Origin of the sequence: Saccharibacillus brassicae (assembly GCF_006542275.1) — a bacterium.
GTDB lineage: Bacteria > Bacillota > Bacilli > Paenibacillales > Paenibacillaceae > Saccharibacillus > Saccharibacillus brassicae.
In genome coordinates this window covers 977501-996761 of record NZ_CP041217.1, presented here as the reverse complement: position 1 = coordinate 996761, position 19261 = coordinate 977501, and the positions used below count along the sequence as shown (strand labels likewise).

18 protein-coding genes and 2 rRNA genes (1 of these 20 only partly in view) are annotated in these 19261 nt (G+C 57.1%); all 20 read left to right on the top strand.

Annotated elements, in window-relative coordinates; genetic code table 11:
* Positions 1–7: 7 nt before the first annotated feature.
* Positions 8–1387, top strand: a complete 1380-nt coding sequence (gene murC, locus FFV09_RS04020) for a UDP-N-acetylmuramate--L-alanine ligase (protein ID WP_141446482.1) — start codon at positions 8–10, stop codon at positions 1385–1387.
* 355 nt (positions 1388–1742) lie between these two features.
* On the top strand, positions 1743–2360 hold the full coding sequence (locus tag FFV09_RS04015; protein WP_141446481.1) for a Maf family protein: 618 nt from the start codon (positions 1743–1745) through the stop codon (positions 2358–2360).
* A 106-nt stretch (positions 2361–2466) separates the two neighbouring features.
* On the top strand, positions 2467–3159 hold the full coding sequence (gene radC / locus FFV09_RS04010; RefSeq protein ID WP_141446480.1) for a RadC family protein: 693 nt from the start codon (positions 2467–2469) through the stop codon (positions 3157–3159).
* A 95-nt stretch (positions 3160–3254) separates the two neighbouring features.
* Positions 3255–4286 carry a rod shape-determining protein gene (locus FFV09_RS04005; protein WP_141446479.1) on the top strand — a complete coding sequence of 344 codons (1032 nt, stop codon included), beginning with the start codon at positions 3255–3257 and terminating at the stop codon, positions 4284–4286.
* 62 nt (positions 4287–4348) lie between these two features.
* Positions 4349–5233, top strand: a complete 885-nt coding sequence (gene mreC / locus FFV09_RS04000) for a rod shape-determining protein MreC (protein ID WP_246098465.1) — start codon at positions 4349–4351, stop codon at positions 5231–5233.
* Positions 5230–5760, top strand: a complete 531-nt coding sequence (mreD, locus tag FFV09_RS03995; protein WP_141446477.1) for a rod shape-determining protein MreD — start codon at positions 5230–5232, stop codon at positions 5758–5760. Before mreC ends, mreD begins: the two co-directional genes overlap by 4 nt.
* 84 nt (positions 5761–5844) lie before the next feature.
* Positions 5845–6531 carry a septum site-determining protein MinC gene (minC, locus tag FFV09_RS03990; protein WP_141446476.1) on the top strand — a complete coding sequence of 229 codons (687 nt, stop codon included), beginning with the start codon at positions 5845–5847 and terminating at the stop codon, positions 6529–6531.
* Positions 6532–6534: 3 nt separating this feature from the next.
* Positions 6535–7332, top strand: a complete 798-nt coding sequence (gene minD / locus FFV09_RS03985; RefSeq protein WP_141446475.1) for a septum site-determining protein MinD — start codon at positions 6535–6537, stop codon at positions 7330–7332.
* Between the two features lie 171 nt (positions 7333–7503).
* Positions 7504–8742 (top strand): Rne/Rng family ribonuclease, encoded by a 1239-nt coding sequence (locus tag FFV09_RS03980; protein ID WP_141446474.1) that lies wholly within the window; start codon positions 7504–7506, stop codon positions 8740–8742.
* A 167-nt stretch (positions 8743–8909) separates the two neighbouring features.
* Positions 8910–9221 carry a 50S ribosomal protein L21 gene (rplU, locus tag FFV09_RS03975; protein ID WP_141446473.1) on the top strand — a complete coding sequence of 104 codons (312 nt, stop codon included), beginning with the start codon at positions 8910–8912 and terminating at the stop codon, positions 9219–9221.
* 14 nt (positions 9222–9235) lie between these two features.
* Positions 9236–9568 carry a ribosomal-processing cysteine protease Prp gene (locus tag FFV09_RS03970; RefSeq protein ID WP_141446472.1) on the top strand — a complete coding sequence of 111 codons (333 nt, stop codon included), beginning with the start codon at positions 9236–9238 and terminating at the stop codon, positions 9566–9568.
* A 22-nt stretch (positions 9569–9590) separates the two neighbouring features.
* Positions 9591–9902: a 50S ribosomal protein L27 gene (rpmA, locus tag FFV09_RS03965; RefSeq protein WP_141446471.1), complete on the top strand. Its 312-nt coding sequence runs from the start codon at positions 9591–9593 to the stop codon at positions 9900–9902.
* 205 nt (positions 9903–10107) lie between these two features.
* Positions 10108–10845, top strand: coding sequence for a Spo0B domain-containing protein (locus tag FFV09_RS03960; protein ID WP_141446470.1), 738 nt, complete (start codon positions 10108–10110; stop codon positions 10843–10845).
* Positions 10846–10997: 152 nt separating this feature from the next.
* Positions 10998–12308 (top strand): GTPase ObgE, encoded by a 1311-nt coding sequence (gene obgE / locus FFV09_RS03955; protein WP_141446469.1) that lies wholly within the window; start codon positions 10998–11000, stop codon positions 12306–12308.
* Between the two features lie 440 nt (positions 12309–12748).
* Positions 12749–13186: an ACT domain-containing protein gene (locus tag FFV09_RS03950; protein WP_141446468.1), complete on the top strand. Its 438-nt coding sequence runs from the start codon at positions 12749–12751 to the stop codon at positions 13184–13186.
* A gap of 98 nt (positions 13187–13284) precedes the next feature.
* Positions 13285–14577, top strand: coding sequence for a homoserine dehydrogenase (locus FFV09_RS03945; protein WP_246098464.1), 1293 nt, complete (start codon positions 13285–13287; stop codon positions 14575–14577).
* Positions 14578–14595: 18 nt separating this feature from the next.
* Positions 14596–15567, top strand: coding sequence for a homoserine kinase (gene thrB, locus FFV09_RS03940; protein WP_141446466.1), 972 nt, complete (start codon positions 14596–14598; stop codon positions 15565–15567).
* Positions 15564–16445 (top strand): prephenate dehydratase, encoded by an 882-nt coding sequence (pheA, locus tag FFV09_RS03935; RefSeq protein ID WP_141446465.1) that lies wholly within the window; start codon positions 15564–15566, stop codon positions 16443–16445. Before thrB ends, pheA begins: the two co-directional genes overlap by 4 nt.
* Positions 16446–17121: 676 nt before the next feature.
* Positions 17122–18673: ribosomal RNA gene (locus FFV09_RS03930) — 16S ribosomal RNA — on the top strand.
* 302 nt (positions 18674–18975) lie between these two features.
* A 23S ribosomal RNA gene (locus FFV09_RS03925) occupies positions 18976–19261 on the top strand; it runs 2648 nt beyond the window's last position.
* The 16S and 23S rRNA genes sit together here, the layout of an rRNA operon.

Genomic DNA, 19261 nt, shown 5'->3' with positions numbered 1-19261 from the left:
ACGCAATATGAAAAAGACAGAACACATCCATTTCATCGGCATCGGCGGTTACGGCATGAGTGCGATCGCCCGGGTACTGCTTGAGATGGGATACAAAATTACGGGGTCCGACGTGGCCGAACAGAACCTCACCCGCAAGCTGGTCGAAGGAGGAGCCGTTATCCATTACGGCCATGAAGCCAAGCACGTGCAGGGCGCCGACACGGTCGTCTATTCGACCGCGCTGCCGGAAGACAACGTGGAGCGCGTGGAAGCGCAGCGCCTCGGCATTCCGACGCTGCACCGTTCGCAGATGCTGGCGCGCCTGCTCAACGAGCGCAAAGGCATCGCGGTAGCGGGAGCCCACGGCAAGACGACTACTTCGTCGATGACCGCGCTCGCGATGGAAGAATGCGGAACCGATCCGACCTATATTATCGGCGGCGAGATCGTGGGCTTCGGCACGAACGCCAAAGCCGGCAAAAGCGAATACGTCGTGGCGGAAGCCGACGAAAGCGACGGCACGTTCCTGCAGTATCATCCTTACATCAGCATCGTGACCAATATCGAAGCCGACCATCTGGAAAACTACGAAGGCAGCTTCGAGAAGATCAAGGAAGCTTACGTACAGTTCCTGAACCAGACGCGAAGCGAAGGCTGCGCGATCGTCTGCGCCGACGACGAGAACCTGCGCGAGATGATGCCCAAGCTGACCTGCAAACTCGTGACGTACGGCATGGGCGAAGAAGCCGATTACCGGATTTCGGATATCGAGCTGGGCGACCGCCGTTCTTCGTTCACCGTGAGCACGGAAGGACGCGAACTCGGACGGGTCAACCTGTTCGTGCCCGGCAAGTATAACGTCTACAACGCCACGGCCGCGCTGATCGCCTGCATCAAATCGGGCATTCCGTTCGAGCAGGCGGCCGAAGGGCTGTCGAAGTTCAACGGCGCGAAGCGGCGCTTCCAGGTGCTGGTCGATACGGCCGGCGTGCTGGTGGTGGACGATTACGCCCACCATCCGACAGAGATCGAAGCGACGCTGCGCGCCGCGAAGTCGACAGGCAAACGGATCGTGGCCGTGTTCCAGCCGCAGCGCTATACGCGCACGTTTTTCCTGCTCGACGCGTTCAGCCGCGCTTTCGGGGATGCCGACGAAGCGATTATCGTCGATATTTACTCCCCGCCCGGCGAACAGCCGATCGAAGGCGTGAACTCGGCCGCGCTGACCGACCTGATCCGGCAGAACAGCAACGCCGACGCCCGTTACCTGGCGACGAAGGAAGAAGTGCTCGAAGATCTGACCGGCCGTATCCAAGATGGCGATCTCGTCATCACGATGGGCGCGGGCGACATCTGGAAAGTGTCGCATGCGTTTGCCGAAGACTGGAAAGCCAAGCACGCGTAACTTCGGGCCTGCCCGAAAGGCCGCGAGTGCGCCATGAATGACCAGAGCCGTTCCCCAAGCCGCGTTAAGCGGCCGCGGAACGGCTCTTTCGCCACTCGGCGGGGCGCTTGGGCGATTAAGTTTGTATTGCCGCCCGATAGCACGTATAATAATGTTTGTTCTGAACCCTTATGGGCGCCGAACAGACCCACGGAGCTGCGCTTCGGCTTTGCCGAAGGCTTGGCGCAGCGGTATTCCGGTTATGGAGCGGACCGCCATAAGGTTCGTCGCGCGGACGCCCAAGCCGTCCCGAAGTACCGGTTGAACGCGAAGCGAACGCGGCGCGGTGCGACCGGCTCAAAGGAGTTTCTTCATTTTGGACAATCAATCGAAATCAACGCACGCCCGTCAGATCATACTTGCTTCCGCTTCTCCGCGCAGGCGCGAACTGCTGGCTTCGCTCGGCGCGAACTTCGTCGTCGAGCCCAGCCTGTCAGGCGAAGACGTGCCGGCGGACTGGGAACCGGCGCGCATCGTCGAGGAGCTGGCGCTTCGCAAAGCCCGATCGGTGCTTGCGCGCCGTTCCGGCGCGGGCGTGATCGTCGGCAGCGACACGATCGTCGTGCTTGAAGGCACGGTGCTCGGCAAGCCGGATACCGCGCAGGACGCGGTTCGCATGCTGGGCATGCTGCAGGGCCGCGAACATCTCGTGCATACGGGCGTGGCCTGCATCGACGAAGCGAGCGGACGCGAAGACGTTCGGCACGGCTCCACGCGCGTGCGCATGAAAGCTTTAAGCCGGCGGCGAATTGAAGATTACGTGAAAAGCGGAGAGCCGATGGACAAGGCGGGCGCTTATGCGATACAAGGTCTCGGAGCGCTGCTGGTCGATTCGATCGAAGGCGATTATTTTACGGTAGTCGGTCTTCCGCTGGCTCTGCTGGGCGAAATGCTCGAAGGCTTCGGAATCGGCCTGATGCCGTCCAATCCATAGAGGTTCCGTATTTTCGGCTGCCCCGAGGTAGGCGTACATAAGCTGGATTTCCGCTTGAGAAACGCATGAGGACCCGTTTTCGGAGACCCGAGAAATGAGGCAGGTCATGGAGTCGCATACAAGCCGTCCGCTGCGCGGCGTTCCGGGCGAAGACAGACCCCGGGAGCGCATGCTTCAATACGGCGCGGGAGCGCTGAGCCACACCGAACTGCTCGCCATTTTGATTCAGACCGGCATGCAGGGCGAATCGGCGGTGCATCTGGCCCAGCGCGTCCTGAACGAAGCCGGCAGTCTCAAGGGACTGGCGGATTTGAGCCTGACGGAATTGATGCAGATCAAAGGCATCGGCCCGGCCAAAGCGGTCCAGCTCAAAGCCGGGATCGAGCTCGGCCTGCGCCTGTCGCGCCGAACCTTCGGCGAACGTGTCATCGTGCGCAGTCCGAGAGACGCGTACGAAGCCGTTGCCGAAGAACTGCAGGATCTGCGCAAAGAGCATTTCGTGTGTTTGTTTTTGAATACGAAAAATCACGTTATCGGCCAAGAGACGCTGTCGGTCGGAAGCCTGAACGCTTCGATCGTGCATCCCCGCGAAGTATTCCGGGCGGCGATCAAGTGCAGCAGCGCTTCGATCATATGCGCGCACAACCATCCGAGCGGCGATCCGGCTCCGAGTCCCGAAGACATTTCGCTGACCAAAAGGCTTGTCGAAGCGGGCCGGATCGTCGGTATCGACGTGCTGGACCATATCGTGGTCGGCGACGGCACGTACGTGAGCTTGAAAGAACAGGGCTTGATGTGAATGATGTGACCATTCCGTCTTATGCAGACGGATTTTATTTATGCACGCGGAATTGAACCTACAAACAATCCGAACGAGAAAGGGAGTTTAAAAGAATGATGGGCAATAAAGATCTGGGAATCGATTTGGGCACCGCCAACACGCTGGTATATGTACGAGGAAAAGGCATTGTCGTGAGAGAACCTTCCGTAGTCGCGATCCGCACGGACACGAAAACGATCGAGGCGGTAGGCGAAGACGCCAAGAAAATGATCGGCCGCACGCCGGGCAACATCCGCGCGATCCGTCCGATGAAAGACGGCGTTATCGCCGATTTCGATACGACCGCTACGATGATCAAATACTTCATCAATCAGGCGCAGAAAAAGCGTTCGTTCTTCCAGCGCCATCCGAACGTGATGGTCTGCGTGCCGTCCGGCATTACGGCCGTTGAACAGCGTGCGGTCGAAGACGCGACGAAGCAGGCCGGAGCGCGCGAAGCGTTCACGATCGAAGAGCCGTTCGCGGCGGCGATCGGCGCCGATCTGCCGGTATGGGAACCGACGGGCAGCATGGTCGTCGATATCGGCGGCGGCACGACGGAAGTGGCCGTCATTTCGCTCGGCGGCATCGTAACCGCGCGTTCGGTACGCGTAGCCGGCGACGAGATGGACGAGTCCATCATCCAGTACGTCAAGCGTCAGTACAACCTGATGATCGGCGAACGCACGTCGGAAATGCTCAAAATGGAAATCGGTTCGGCGATCCAGCTGGAGACGCCGGAAACGATCGAAATTCGCGGACGCGACCTCGTCAGCGGCCTGCCGAAGACCATTTCGATCACTTCGCAGGAAATCACCGAGGCTTTGGCCGATACGGTGAGCGCGATCGTCGAAGCGGTCAAAGTGACGCTGGAGAAATGTCCGCCGGAACTTGCGGCCGACATTATGGACCGCGGCATCGTCCTGACAGGCGGCGGCGCCCTGCTGCGCAACCTGGACAAGCTGCTGGCCGGCGAGACCGGAATGCCGGTCATCGTGGCCGAGAATCCGCTGGACTGCGTCGCGATCGGCACGGGCCGCGCACTCGACAATATTCACCTGTTCAAATCCCGCGGAACGAGCAACTCGCGCTCCAAGCGCGGCTGATTCGAGGCGGCACATGCTTACGGACAATTCAGCGATGTTAGAGGGTGTTCGAACTGTTTAGAATGTTTGGAAATCGCAAGCTGTTTATCCTGCTGATCGTGCTGGTGCTGTTCATCGCCCTGATGGGCGTGACGCTCGGCGATCGCATCGGTTTGACCTGGCCGGAGAAATTCGTCAAGGACACGGTCGGCTATACGCAAAAACTCGTCAGCAAGCCGGCAACGGCGGTGTCCGGATTTTTCGAAGACATCTCGGAGCTCAGCGGCGTCTACAAAGAAAACGAAAAGCTCAGAATCAAAGTGGCGGAACTGGATCGGGAACTGATCGACTACGACTCGCTGCGAACGAAAGTCGACGATCTTAAAAAGGCTCTTGTGTTCACGCAGACCCAGACCGAAAATTCGGAAAAACATTTCCGGTTTGCCCAGGTCATTTCGGTTAACGAAGACGTCAACAATCCGACCGTTAACGTCGACGTGGGCGCCAAGGACGGCGTGAAAGTCGGCATGGCGGTCACAAGCATCGAAGGCATGGTCGGCGTGGTCAGCACGACGACCGACTATACGTCGACGATCCAGCTTATTACCTCCCTCAGCCTTACGTCGCCCGACAGCTACGCGATTTCCGCGACGGTTACCGGCAAGCCCGGCACGTTCGGGATCGTCGAGACGTACGACGTGAAGCAGAAGCGTCTGATCATGAGCGGCATTCAGAACAACGATCCGACCAAACCGAAAGTCGAAGTCAACGATATCATCGTCACCTCGGGCAGCGGCGGCGTATTCCCGGCGGGCATCGTACTCGGTGAAGTCATGGCGGTCGAGCAGAGCGAGTTCGGCTTGAGCGATACGGCCAAAATCCGTCCTTCGGCCAGCTTCGTCGAATGGAAGGAACTCTTTATCGTGGTTCCGGGACCGGAGCCGGCAGCGGGAGACGATACGCCATGACCTGGCGCAAACAGTTTCTCGTCCTGCTGCTGTTCATCTTGTTCCTGATCGAAACGAGCGTGCTGCCGTGGTTCATGCCGCAGAGCTGGATTCCGCATCTGATGCCGAACCTGGTGTTCGTGTGCATTCTGTTCGTGGCCGTCTACCGTCACCGCTACGCGGCGATGGCGCTTGGCGTCGTGTTCGGCATGCTGCACGACGTCGTCTTTTACGGCGCGATGCTCGGCCCTTATTCGTTTACGATGGGCTTTACCGCCTATTTGCTCGGACTGGTGTTCCAGCTTCCGAAAGCGCCGCTTCCGGTCATGCTCAGCGTCGTCATGCTCGGCAGTTTTATTTTGGACAGTATGCTGTTCGGGATCTATACCGTGTTCAACTTCAACGAACAGTCCTACGACTGGGCGCTCGTCCAGTACATCGTCCCCGATCTGCTGCTGCGAACGGTATTCGCGCTGATCGTCTACGTGCCGATCCGCCGACAGTTCGACAAGATGCCGCTGCGTGCGAAAAAAGAAGACAACAAATAGGCGCGGCGGCAACTTTTATGCGATTCGTGCAGGAGAAAGGAACCTTCGTCTCGAAAAGATTCAGTCGAAGGGGGAGCGGGGGAGATGTCCATCAAACGAAGTCTCGTGACAATCAAGGGAATCAAGGACGGCCTCGTGTTTCGTCTGGACGAACAATGCGATTTTGACGAGCTGGTGTCCGAGCTTCAGGATATGCTGGAGCACAGCCACCAGGCGATTTTGAGCGGTCCGCTCGTCGCGATCGACGTGCAGTACGGCAGCCGCGACCTGACGGACGAACAGAAGCTGGCCCTTTTGGACGTGCTGCGCACGAAGCGCAATTTGCTCGTCCGCTCGATCGAAGGCGCCAAGTTGGTCGAAGTGCGGGAGAACGCGGTACTGCGCACGCCGATCACGACGATGAGCGGCATGGTCCGTTCCGGGCAGGTGCTCAGGCAGGAAGGCAATCTGCTGTTTCTGGGCGATGTCAATCCGGGAGGCTCCATCGTATGTACCGGCGATATTTATATTCTCGGGGCACTGCGCGGAATGGCTCATGCCGGTTCGGAAGGCAGCGAGCACGCGATTATCGGGGCTTCGTATCTGGCGCCGACCCAACTGCGGATCGCGGAAGTGATCAGCCGCCCGCCCGACAGCGGCGAAGAACAGAGTTCCCATCCGCACGAGACGCAGATGGAATTCGCCTACCTCAAGGACGGGCAGATGCAGATTGACAAAATGGCGAATATTGCCCGGCTGCGCCGGGATCTGAATGTGTTCAAAGGAGTGTAGAGAATGGGAGAGGCTATAGTCGTCACTTCGGGAAAAGGCGGCGTCGGCAAAACGACGACCACGGCCAATATCGGAACGGCACTGGCACTGCTCGGCAAAAAGGTCTGCCTGGTCGATACGGATATCGGCCTGCGCAACCTGGACGTCGTGATGGGACTGGAGAACCGGATCATTTACGATATTTGCGACGTGGCCGACGGCCGATGCCGTCTGCACCAGGCGCTGGTCAAAGACAAACGCTTCGAAGAGCTTTACATGCTTCCGGCCGCGCAGACCAAGGACAAAAATGCCGTGTCGCCGGAGCAGATCCGCGATATCATTCTCGAATTGAAGAACGAATTTCAATACGTGCTGATCGATTGTCCGGCCGGTATCGAGCAGGGCTTCAAGAACGCGATTGCCGGAGCCGATCAGGCGATCGTGGTCACTACGCCGGAGAATGCGGCGGTACGCGATGCCGACCGGGTCATCGGTCTGCTTGAAAGCTCGCACGTTGCTTCGCCGAAACTGATTGTCAACCGGATTCGTCCGAACATGGTCAGAGCCGGAGAAATGCTGGACGTCGACGAGGTGCTGCAGGTGCTCAATATCGACCTGCTCGGCATCGTGCCCGACGACGAGATGGTCATCAAGGCCGCCAACACCGGCGAGCCGACCGTCATGAATCCGGATTCGAAAGCGTCGATCGCTTATCGGAACATCGCCCGGCGCATTCAGGGAGATACCGTGCCCCTTATGCAGCTGGACGAGAAAAAAGGCCGATTCAATCTGTTCAAGAAAATATTCGGCGTCGGAAGATAAGGTTCCGGCTTCGGCGCCGCGGACCCTTTGCCTTGCGGCGAAGGGTCTTTTTCGTAATTGCGGCGCAGGAATGAAACTTTTGGAGGCCGAACCGCGTTTAGACAAACGGAAGCGGATCGCGCGGTTCATGCCGTGCCGAATACCGACAATATGCCGGGCAAGAGGTGACCGATGAAACAGCTGGTTGTGCATAACGAATCGGAATGGACGCAGGCGGCGCTGCTGGACGATGGGCGGTTGATCGAATTTGCGGCGGAACGTTTGCAGGAACACGGAATGGCGGGCAGTTTTTACAAAGGCAGGATCGTGAACGTCCTCCCGGGCATGCAGGCCGCTTTTGTCGATATCGGGCTGAAAAAGAACGCCTTTTTGTATATCGACGATCTGCTGCCCGCGCATACGGAGAAACATCCGCCGGAGAAACCTTCGATCGAGCAGATGGCCCGCAAAGGGCAGCAGCTGCTCGTGCAGATTACGAAAGAGCCGTTCGGCGGCAAAGGGGCGCGGGTCACGACGCATTATTCGCTGCCCGGCCGCTACCTCGTCTATATGCCGGAAGCGGATTACGTGGCGGTGTCCAAAAAGATTTCGCCCGAAAGCGATCGGCTCCGCATGAAAGCGTTCGGGGAAGGAATACGTCGTCCGGGAGAAGGACTGATCCTGCGTACGGTGGCCGGCGGCGAAAGCGAGGACAAGCTGGCCGAAGACCTGGACACGCTGCGTCTCCGGTGGCAGGAGATCGTCGCCGCCTCGGAGCGGGTGGACGCGCCGAAGGAGCTGTACCGGGATCTCGATCTCGCGCAGCGCATGATTCGCGACGTCTACGATCCGCTGACCGACGAGTTGATCGTCGACGATGCGAATCAGGAGGGCAAGCTGTCTGCCTTCGTGCAGGAGATGCTGCCCGGCGCCGAGCCGCGGGTGCGCCTGCATACGGAATCGACGCCGATGTTCGAACGCTACGAAGTGGAACAGCAGCTGCATCGCGATTTCGGCCGCAAGATTCGCCTGCCCGGAGGAGGAACGCTGATCTGGGACCAGACCGAAGCGCTGACCGTCGTGGACGTCAATACCGGCAAGTTCACGGGAGCGGACGACAGCCTGGAGACGACGGTAACGGATACGAATCTCGAAGCCGCCGAAGAGATCGCCCGCCTGCTGCGCCTGCGCGACGTCGGCGGCATCGTGATCGTCGACTTTATCGACATGCGGGAAGAAGTGAACCGGATGCGCGTCCTCGAACGATTGCGGGAACGTCTGGCCCGCGACCGGACGCAGTCCCAGATCGTCGGTTGGACCCAGCTCGGGCTGCTCGAAATGACCCGCAAAAAGGTACGCGAGAGCGGCGCCGGCCTGTTCTACAAAGTCTGTCCGTCCTGCGAAGGAACGGGCCGAATCATGATTCGATAATGGGTTGACTTCTGTAGGAGTCCATGCTAAGATACGTTGGTATGTGTGCCGGTGTATTCCACTATTGCACAACATGCTGTAACCGCACAGGCCGGGTTGAAGCGATCTCCGCTCGCGGAGCATCCACCCGAACCAGGCGAGTCTGAGACATGAGGAGGTGCAAGAAGATGTACGCAATTATCGAAACAGGCGGTAAGCAGTACAAAGTCCAAGAGGGCGACGTATTGTTCATCGAGAAGCTTGAAGCCGTAGACGGCGAAAGCGTGACGTTTGACCGTGTCCTGGCCGTTTCCCAAGAAAACGGACTGACAGTCGGAGCACCGATGGTATCGGGAGCAACCGTAACGGCAAAGGTTGAGAAGCACGGTAAAGGCCAAAAGGTTGTTGTATACAAATACAAGCCTAAGAAGAACTACCACAAGAAACAAGGCCATCGTCAACCGTATACTAAAGTAACGATCGAAAAAATCCAAGCATAATTGAGGTTGATAACTTGGTTATCGTCCAAATTGTCAGATCGCCGGACGGGAAGATTACGGCTTTTAAGGTTAAGGGACATGCAGGTTACGCCGATCGCGGCGAGGACATCGTCTGTGCAGCCATTTCCGCCATTACGGTCGGAACGGTCAACTCGGTCGAGGTGCTTACCGGAACGGTGATGAAGACCCGGATGAAGAACGGTTTTCTAAGCGGAAGCCTTCCGCCGATACAATCGGACGAACTCAAAGCCAAAGCCGAACTCATTCTCGACTCGATGGTGGTCATGCTGGAGGCAATCGTGAATTCTTACAGTGCATATATTCGGATCGATCAGGTTACAAAATAAGCAAAGAAGGAGGTAGACCACTATGTTGAAATTGGATCTCCAGTTATTCGCTTCCAAAAAAGGTGTAGGTTCGACTAAGAACGGACGGGACAGCCATTCCAAGCGCCTCGGCGCTAAACGTGCGGACGGTCAAGCGGTACGCGGCGGCGGCATCATCTTCCGTCAGCGCGGAACGAAGATTCACCCGGGCACGAACGTAGGTATCGGCAAAGACGACACTTTGTTTGCTCTGGTTGACGGCGTTGTAAAATTCGAACGTCTCGGCCGTGATCGCAAAAAAGTCAGCGTCTACCCTGTACAAGTTGCTGAAGTAGCAGCTTCCGTAGAGGCCTAAGACCTAACGGGTAATGAAGAAGCCTTCGGTATTCGTACCGAAGGTCTTTTTTTGTTGAGAGGCGATAGATTGCCGGGCAAACCGCCTGTCGGGTCTGCGACGGCTTGGATTTTGTCCGAATTCTGGGTATACTCAAAGTTGACCGATCCCCGCAAAATCCTTGAGGACCACGTGTTTCGACTATGATCAGAAACGGAGAGAGCCGATGAAAAGGTGGAGGGACCTATCCCTATTGATGCCGCTGTCTGCCGCAGTTCCCCTGGTTCTGGCCTACCTTTTTCCGACAGCCATGATGTTTGTTCTGCTCGCCGCTTGGCTGGCTGCCGTATTCGTGCTGGTACTGCGCCACGAGAAACGGCGAAAAGAACACGAAATTCAGGAATTGAGACAATCGCAGCAGCAATTTTTCATGCATGTGCTGAGTCATCAGCGGCATGACTGGATGAACGATCTTCAATTGATTTTCGGTTATGCCCGCATGGGCAAAAATGACCGGGTCGAAGAAATCGTGGCTCGCGTTAGCGATGACATGCATAAAGAGGGCCGGATCGCGAAGCTGGGACTGCCGGATCTCGTATTCTATCTGATGACGTTCAAAGGCGAAAACCGGGAGATCGGTCTGCACGTCCGGGTCGACGAAGAACTGCATTATGCCGGAAGTCTGACGCCGGACGAGCAGGAAGGACTGATTCGTGCCGTAAGATCTTCGATGGCGGCGTACCGGTATTCGGGGCTTGCGGCGAAAGTTTCCGTGCCCGCGCTGCGGATCGTGTTCGGCGAAGAGGGCGGGGAAGCGACTTTGTTCATCGAACCGGAAAATGATCCGGAAGCGGTGCCCGTGCTGCATCGCGCGGTCGAGGAGGCGCTTGCGCCATACTCGCTGATAGCGCAAGCGGACGAAAAAGGCACGCGGATTCGGTGGAAACTGCCGGCCCGAACTTAAGTGTGCGCAAGCGGATCGGCCCCGTTCGAAAGCAATAGATTGTCAGGCGCAGCGATAGGCGCCTTAGTACGCGAGGTCTTTTCGGAACGAAACGATTCCAGAGCCCGGGCCGATCGGCGATTTGCGTACACCAAGCAGAAGAGGTGAAGTTCATGTTTGTAGATAAAGCGAAGATTTATGTAAAAGCCGGCGACGGCGGCGACGGCGTCGTCGCGTTCCGGCGCGAGAAATACGTACCGAACGGCGGACCTGCCGGCGGCGACGGCGGTAGAGGCGGCGACGTCATTTTCCGCGTTGACGAAGGTTTGCGTACGTTGATGGATTTCCGGTACCAGCGCCATTTCAAAGCGAAACGCGGAGAAAAAGGACGCAACAAAAACCAGTACGGATCGAACGCCGAGCATCTGGTCGTGCGTATTCCTCCCGGCACGCTGATCATCGATGACGATACGCAGGAAGTGTTGGCGGATCTGACCCGTCATGGTCAGGAGATTGTCGTAGCCCGCGGAGGACGCGGAGGACGCGGCAACGTGAAATTGGCCACGCAGAATAATACGGCTCCCGAACTTGCGGAGAACGGCGAAGAAGGCAAAGAGCGCTATATCGTGCTTGAGCTTAAAGTCATGGCCGACGTCGGTCTGGTCGGCTTCCCGAGCGTAGGCAAGTCGACGCTGCTGTCGGTCGTATCCGCGGCAACGCCGAAGATCGGCGCTTACCACTTTACGACCATTACGCCGAACCTCGGCGTAGTCGGTATCGACGAAGGCCGCAGCTTCGTCATGGCCGATCTGCCGGGATTGATCGAAGGCGCGCATGAAGGCGTAGGCCTGGGCCACGAATTTCTGCGCCACGTCGAGCGGACCCGGGTCATTATCCACGTAGTGGATATGTCCGGCTCCGAAGGACGCGATCCGTTCGATGACTGGCTGAAGATCAACGAAGAGATCAAGCTGTACAATGCGGAGCTTGAGAAGCGTCCGCAGATCGTGGCAGCGAACAAAATGGACATGCCGGATTCGGAAGAAAACCTGCGCGTGTTCAAAGAAAAAGTGGCGGAAATCCATCCGGATCTCGAGATCATGCCGATTTCTTCGCTGACCCGTCAAGGCGTCAAAGAACTCATGTATCGGGCGGTCGACGTGCTGGATTCGATTGCCGTCGCTCCTAGCATCGAAGAAGCCGCCGACCAGACGGAACGCAAAGTCTACCGCGTCGAAGAAGCCAAGGAAGAAGGTTTCACGATTCGCCGGGAGAACGAAATGTTCGTCGTGGAGAGCGTGCAGATCGAGCGCATGATGAAGCGTATGCAGCTTACTACGCACGACGCCATTCTCAAGTTGGCTCGCACGCTGCGCCACATGGGCGTCGACGAAGAGCTGCGCAAGCGCGGCGCGAAGGACGGCACGATCGTCCGGATCGCGGACTTCGAGTTCGAGTTTGTTGAGGGTAGCAGTTACTATTGAGGGGGCGAGCGGTTTGCGCTTGTCGCTCCGGGTTGTTTTCCGCTGCGGACTCTAATCGATTCCGGCAGTAAGGGGAAAGCCAAAAGTCGCTCCAATCGCAAACCGCTCGCCTGGGCGGGGAGAGGGAAAAATATTCCCTCGCCTCGTTCCCGGGCTCGGGGAGAGATTGGGGCGGGAAAGAGGATCGCAGGCGCGTCCCTACTCGGCCGCTGTGCGATCAACAAGAGCATAAGGGCAAAAAAGATAGAAGCAAGGAATCGAGCGAAGGGGCTCCCGGAAGGGAGAAGCCCTTCGCTTTTTGCGTTAAAAAAGGGCAGGATTCAGGGGGGAGATTGACGCGGGGTGTAACTTTTTTGGTGCAAAGGGTTGACGCTGGGTCGGTTTCTTCGATATAATGTCCGCTATATGAAAACATCAGTCTTTAAGGAGAGGACGTTACTATGAAAGAGCGTTATTATCTGGCTAGAGAAGACATTTTGCCTGAAGCGATTCTGAAGACGCTGCACGTGAAGGAGCTGCTTGCGGGCGGCCAGGCGAAGACGGTTAACGAAGCGGTCGCGATCGCGGGCATCAGCCGGAGCGCTTTTTACAAGTACAAAGACGGTATCCATCAAGTGAACCAGCTGGATCGGGAGAGGCTCGTGACGCTGTCGCTGCTGCTGGAACACCGGGCGGGTGTCCTGTTCAAAGTGTTGGGCCTGATCGCCGAGAGCGGAGGGAACGTGCTGACGATCAACCAGAGCATCCCGCTGCAGGGCACGGCAAATGTGGTATTATCGGTAGAAACGTCGCGGCTGCACGATGAGCTGAGCGGCTTGACGGCTGCGCTGGAATCGGTGGCGGGCGTCAGCCGGGTCGTCGTTATCGGGCAGGGCTGATCGCAGGCGGAACGAGGCAATAAAATCGGAACAAGCAGCGGATGCGGCGGTACGATTGCCAAAGCGGCGACTGCATAGGGACGGGGAGGAACATGCACGTGAGTAACAAGCCGATAAAAGTAGGACTGCTCGGTCTCGGAACGGTCGGAACGGGCGTCGTGCGCATCGTGGACATGCACCAGGAAGACTTGAGCGGACAGGTCGGCTCGCCGATCGTGATCGAGAAAATTTCCGTCAAAGACCGGGACAAGGCACGCAGCATTCCGATCGATCCTTCCAGGTTGACCGACGATCCGTGGGAAGTTATCCATGATCCGGAGATCGACGTGATCGTGGAAGTGATGGGCGGCGTCGAACAGACCCGTACCTATATTCTCGAAGCGCTCGCCCGCGGCAAGCATATCGTCACGGCGAACAAAGATTTGATGGCGCTGTACGGGACCGAGATTTTGGCCAAAGCCCAGGAGATGAAGTGTGACGTCTTTTATGAAGCGAGCGTAGCGGGGGGCATCCCGATTATCCGGACTTTGATCGAAGGCTTTTCGTCGGACCGCATTACGAAGATCATGGGCATCGTCAACGGAACGACCAACTACATGCTGACCAAGATGAGCAAAGAAGGCGTGTCCTACGAGGACGTACTGACGGAAGCGCAGCAGCTCGGATACGCCGAGTCCGATCCGACGTCCGACGTCGAAGGACTGGATGCCGCGCGCAAGATGACCATTCTCGGCACACTCGGGTTCCGTACGAACGTGGAACTGGCCGACGTCAGTGTAAAAGGCATCTCCGGCGTCAGCCAGGCCGATATCGCGTATGCCCGCAATCTCGGGTACGTGATCAAGCTGCTCGGCATCGCCGATCGCGAAGATGACGCCATCTCCATCAGCGTGCAGCCGACAATGGTCAAAGCTTCGCATCCGATCGCGTCCGTCAACGGCGTATTCAACGCAGTGTATGTGCACGGCGAAGCGGTAGGCGAGACGATGTTCTACGGAGCGGGAGCCGGGGAGATGCCGACAGCCACTTCCGTAGTCGCCGACCTCGTCTCCGTGATCAAAAACCTGCGTCTCGGCGTAAACGGTCTCAAGCATATCGCGCCGCACAAACCGAAAAGGCTCAAAAACGACGCGGAGATTTCGTTCAAAAACTTCATTTTGCTGCATGTGGACGATAAAGCGGGCGTGCTTGCGCGCATCACGCAAATTTTTACCGAATACGAAGTCAGTCTCGCGTCCGTCGTCCAGCAGCCCAACGAGCTGAATCCGAACGCGGAGATCGTTATCGTCACGCATAAGGCGAGCAAGGAAAGCATCGATAAAGTGTTGAGACGATTCAACGAACTCGAAGTGGTCCGCAGGGTCGTCAGCGTATATCGGGTCGAAGGATAAGTCGGAAGGAGCGGGAACATGAATAACGCAAGCGCCGGGTCGGTACGGGTCAGAGTGCCGGCCAGCACGGCTAACCTGGGACCGGGGTTCGATACGCTCGGCATGTCGCTTTCCCTGTATATCTGGGTCGAGATGCGCCGCGCGGAGCGGACGACCGTCCATTTTGAAGGCGAAGGTTTTGAAGGAATCCCGACCGACCGCAACAATCTTATTTACAAAGTCGCACGGCTCGTGTTCGAAGCGGCAGGCGAAGAAGCGCCGGAGCTTGCGATCGGCATGCGTTCCGATATTCCGCTGACGCGCGGACTCGGCAGCAGCGCTTCCGCCATTATCGCGGGCCTGGTCGCAGCCAACGCCCTCGTCGGAACGCCGCTTTCCAAAGAGCGGTTGTTCGATCTCGCCACGGGCCTTGAACGCCATCCCGACAATGTCGGCGCCTCGCTGTTCGGCGGGATCGTCGCGGCGGCGTGGGACGGCGAACATGCCGATTACGTACGGATCGAACCGCCCCGGAATCTTCGCGTGCTGGCGTTGATCCCCGAATTCGAATTGGCGACTTCGGCCGCGCGCGCGGTTTTGCCGGATCAGCTCAGCCTGCAAGATGCCGTGTACAATATCAGCCGTTCGTCGCTGCTCACCGCCGCGCTGGCTTCGGGCAGGCTTGATCTGCTGCAGTTCGCGATGCGCGACCGGATTCACCAGCCGTACCGGGCCGCGCTCGTGCCGGGGATGGAACGGATTTTGGCGGAAGCTTCCGAGCATGGAGCGCTTGGCGCGGCATTGAGCGGAGCCGGGCCGACGCTGCTGGCGCTGGTCGATCGCGAAGACGGCCGGCACGAACGTCTCGAAGCGTTTATGCAGCAGGTCATGCGGGAAAACGGAATCGAAGCCCGTACCCTGTGGCTCGAACCGGATCTGGAAGGCGCCGTATGCGAAATTCGAAATCCCGAAGATCTGCTGCTGCCGGTGATCGAAGGAGATTTGTCATGAAGAAACGTATTGCGCTGCTTCCGGCCGGATCGGTGTCTCACGAAGCGGTCGACTATCTGGTCGGAGATCAACCCGTTCAGTTGGTGCATTATAAAGTCATTTCCGAAGTGTTCCTGTCGGTCGTGAACGGGGAAGCCGATTATGCGGTCATTCCGATCGAGAACACGATCGAAGGTTCGGTCAGCCTGCATATGGATTGGCTCGTCAACGAAGTGGATATCCCGATGCGAGCCGAGTGGGTCTACCCATCGATTCAGAATCTGGTCGGACGAAGGGAAGAGTTTGCCGGAGCTGACGGAACCGTCGACTTTTCCAAAATACGCAAAGTGCTGTCGCACCCGGTAGCCATTGCCCAATGCCGAACGTTTATTTCGGAGCGTCTGCCGCATGCGGAGTTGGAAAACGCGAGCAGTACCGCCGAAGGCGCGGCTCAGGCGGCGGCGCACCCGGGCAGCGGTTGGGCCGCTTTTTCGACCCGCCTCGGCGCCGAGCGTTACGGTCTGGACATTTTGGCGGAAAAAGTGACGGATCACGATAACAATTACACGCGCTTCGTCCTGATCGGTCCCGAACCGTTTGCCTCTTCCAAGCCGAGCGAGCACCGGAAGACGAGCGTACAGGTCATTTTGCCGGAAGATTACGCGGGCGCGCTGCACCAGGTGCTGTCGGCTTTTGCCTGGAGAAGGCTCAACCTGTCGCGTATCGAATCCCGTCCCACCAAAAAGAAGCTCGGCAGCTACTACTTCTATATGGACGTGCTGGTGCCGGACGATTCGATTTTGTTTCAGGCCGCGCTCCAGGAAGTTCAGGCGCTGGGCTGTCAGGTTCGTGTGCTCGGTTCGTACCCGTGCTATGAATACGACACGGCCAAAGCTTGAAGTTGGTGGGTCGGGTAGAGCGTAACAATAAGCGGTGTAAAAGAGTATCCGAGAGCGGGCGCCGAGCGCCCGCTTTTTTGTATGAGTCCATACGGGACGGCCTCTTCGGAGGTGGCGGAGGGCAGGAATGTTGCGCAGCGTAAAAAATATTGGCGAAGGGCTTGAAAACCCTATAGGGCAGTGCTATACTAAAAGTCCAGTCGAGTTGAGGCTTGACCGGAGGTTTGGATTTGTGGAGCAGGCTTTGGTGGAAACGAATAATAGGTTTCGCAAGAAGCCGAAAAAGAATTTCAAAAAAAGACTTGCAAAACGAAAACGGACATGCTAATATATAAGAGTTGCTGCTGCGAGCGAAACAAGCGAGCGGGGCACACGAGTAAGATCAACAATTAACGAGTTTGTTCTTTGAAAACTGAACAGTGAGTAACGAGAATCACGGAACCCAGCCGGGCCAAGTGATTCGAGGAACCGCGCTTAGCGAAGGGTTTTGATCTTCGGATCTGAATCTTGGAGCACAAGACGGTTTAGAGTGAATATAGGGAACTTTAGTTCCCGCCACGTTTTAACGAGCACATGGTGCTTTCTTGACAAGTCAACTTCAAGACCATCCGCTTTATCCGAATCCAGGCCCTATGGGGTCTCTAATCGGAGTCGCGGGTGCAACAGAGGTTGCACCTTAATGGAGAGTTTGATCCTGGCTCAGGACGAACGCTGGCGGCATGCCTAATACATGCAAGTCGAGCGGACTTGAAGAGAAGCTTGCTTCTCTGACGGTTAGCGGCGGACGGGTGAGTAACACGTAGGCAACCTGCCTTTCAGTCTGGGATAACTTCCGGAAACGGATGCTAATACCGGATACATCGTTTCTCCGCATGGAGAAATGAGGAAAGACGGCGCAAGCTGTCACTGAGAGATGGGCCTGCGGCGCATTAGCTAGTTGGTGGGGTAACGGCTCACCAAGGCGACGATGCGTAGCCGACCTGAGAGGGTGAACGGCCACACTGGGACTGAGACACGGCCCAGACTCCTACGGGAGGCAGCAGTAGGGAATCTTCCACAATGGGCGAAAGCCTGATGGAGCAATGCCGCGTGAGTGATGAAGGTTTTCGGATCGTAAAGCTCTGTTGCCAGGGAAGAACGTCCGGGTGAGTAACTGCACTCGGAGTGACGGTACCTGAGAAGAAAGCCCCGGCTAACTACGTGCCAGCAGCCGCGGTAATACGTAGGGGGCAAGCGTTGTCCGGAATTATTGGGCGTAAAGCGCGTGCAGGCGGCGGATTAAGTCGGATGTTTAAGATCGGGGCTCAACCCCGATTCGCATCCGAAACTGGCCCGCTTGAGTGTAGGAGAGGAAAGTGGAATTCCACGTGTAGCGGTGAAATGCGTAGAGATGTGGAGGAACACCAGTGGCGAAGGCGACTTTCTGGCCTATAACTGACGCTGAGGCGCGAAAGCGTGGGGAGCAAACAGGATTAGATACCCTGGTAGTCCACGCTGTAAACGATGAGTGCTAGGTGTTCGGGGTTTCGATACCCTGGGTGCCGAAGTTAACGCATTAAGCACTCCGCCTGGGGAGTACGGTCGCAAGACTGAAACTCAAAGGAATTGACGGGGACCCGCACAAGCAGTGGAGTATGTGGTTTAATTCGAAGCAACGCGAAGAACCTTACCAGGTCTTGACATCGGCATGACCGGCTTAGAGATAAGCCTTTCCTTCGGGACATGCCAGACAGGTGGTGCATGGTTGTCGTCAGCTCGTGTCGTGAGATGTTGGGTTAAGTCCCGCAACGAGCGCAACCCTTGACTTTAGTTGCCAGCATTTCGGATGGGCACTCTAGAGTGACTGCCGGTGACAAACCGGAGGAAGGCGGGGATGACGTCAAATCATCATGCCCCTTATGACCTGGGCTACACACGTACTACAATGGCCGGTACAGAGGGCTGCGAAGCCGCGAGGTGGAGCCAATCCCAGAAAGCCGGTCTCAGTTCGGATTGCAGGCTGCAACTCGCCTGCATGAAGTCGGAATTGCTAGTAATCGCGGATCAGCATGCCGCGGTGAATACGTTCCCGGGTCTTGTACACACCGCCCGTCACACCACGAGAGTTTATAACACCCGAAGTCGGTGAGGTAACCGCAAGGAGCCAGCCGCCGAAGGTGGGATAGATGATTGGGGTGAAGTCGTAACAAGGTAGCCGTATCGGAAGGTGCGGCTGGATCACCTCCTTTCTATGGAGAATCGTTTCCTGCAACGGAGACATTCAGTCCCGCTTTTCTAGGGAGATAAAAAACAGAAACACTCTAACACTCACTGTTCGGTTTTGAGAGAGGGAACTCTTTCAATTAAATATGTTTTTTGGAATCGCCTTGAGCGATTGAAAAGCTTGTCGCTTTACGCGGGAATGCCTTTTGATCCGCACAGAGTGATGCACCCAAAAGACATGCCTTGTTCCTTGAAAACTGGATACCGAAACGAAAAACTTCGCGTCTGGAAGATCTCTTCTTCGGAAGATGATTTCCCAATGAAGTTTGGTTAAGCAAGTAAGAGCGCACGGTGGATGCCTAGGCACCAGGAGCCGATGAAGGACGCGACGAACCGCGATAGTGCTTCGGGGAGCTGTAAGTGAGCGTTGATCCGGAGATTTCCGAATGGGGGAACCCAGCTGGACTCATACCCAGTTACTGACCGAGTGAATTCATAGCTCGGCAGAGGCAGACCGGGGGAACTGAAACATCTAAGTACCCCGAGGAAGAGAAAACAATAGTGATTCCGTCAGTAGCGGCGAGCGAACGCGGAACAGCCCAAACCAGAGAGCT

Bases quoted from the DNA above. Each gene is read 5' to 3' on its own strand.
- FFV09_RS03950 (WP_141446468.1), top strand. From the start codon at position 12,749: ATGAAAGAGCGTTATTATCTGGCTAGAGAAGACATTTTGCCTGAAGCG.
- minD (WP_141446475.1), top strand. From the start codon at position 6,535: ATGGGAGAGGCTATAGTCGTCACTTCGGGAAAAGGCGGCGTCGGCAAA.
- mreD (WP_141446477.1), top strand. From the start codon at position 5,230: ATGACCTGGCGCAAACAGTTTCTCGTCCTGCTGCTGTTCATCTTGTTC.
- rplU (WP_141446473.1), top strand. From the start codon at position 8,910: ATGTACGCAATTATCGAAACAGGCGGTAAGCAGTACAAAGTCCAAGAG.
- FFV09_RS03960 (WP_141446470.1), top strand. From the start codon at position 10,108: ATGAAAAGGTGGAGGGACCTATCCCTATTGATGCCGCTGTCTGCCGCA.
- minC (WP_141446476.1), top strand. From the start codon at position 5,845: ATGTCCATCAAACGAAGTCTCGTGACAATCAAGGGAATCAAGGACGGC.
- thrB (WP_141446466.1), top strand. From the start codon at position 14,596: ATGAATAACGCAAGCGCCGGGTCGGTACGGGTCAGAGTGCCGGCCAGC.
- mreC (WP_246098465.1), top strand. From the start codon at position 4,349: ATGTTTGGAAATCGCAAGCTGTTTATCCTGCTGATCGTGCTGGTGCTG.
- pheA (WP_141446465.1), top strand. From the start codon at position 15,564: ATGAAGAAACGTATTGCGCTGCTTCCGGCCGGATCGGTGTCTCACGAA.
- murC (WP_141446482.1), top strand. From the start codon at position 8: ATGAAAAAGACAGAACACATCCATTTCATCGGCATCGGCGGTTACGGC.
- FFV09_RS04005 (WP_141446479.1), top strand. From the start codon at position 3,255: ATGATGGGCAATAAAGATCTGGGAATCGATTTGGGCACCGCCAACACG.
- FFV09_RS03980 (WP_141446474.1), top strand. From the start codon at position 7,504: ATGAAACAGCTGGTTGTGCATAACGAATCGGAATGGACGCAGGCGGCG.
- obgE (WP_141446469.1), top strand. From the start codon at position 10,998: ATGTTTGTAGATAAAGCGAAGATTTATGTAAAAGCCGGCGACGGCGGC.
- rpmA (WP_141446471.1), top strand. From the start codon at position 9,591: ATGTTGAAATTGGATCTCCAGTTATTCGCTTCCAAAAAAGGTGTAGGT.
- radC (WP_141446480.1), top strand. From the start codon at position 2,467: ATGGAGTCGCATACAAGCCGTCCGCTGCGCGGCGTTCCGGGCGAAGAC.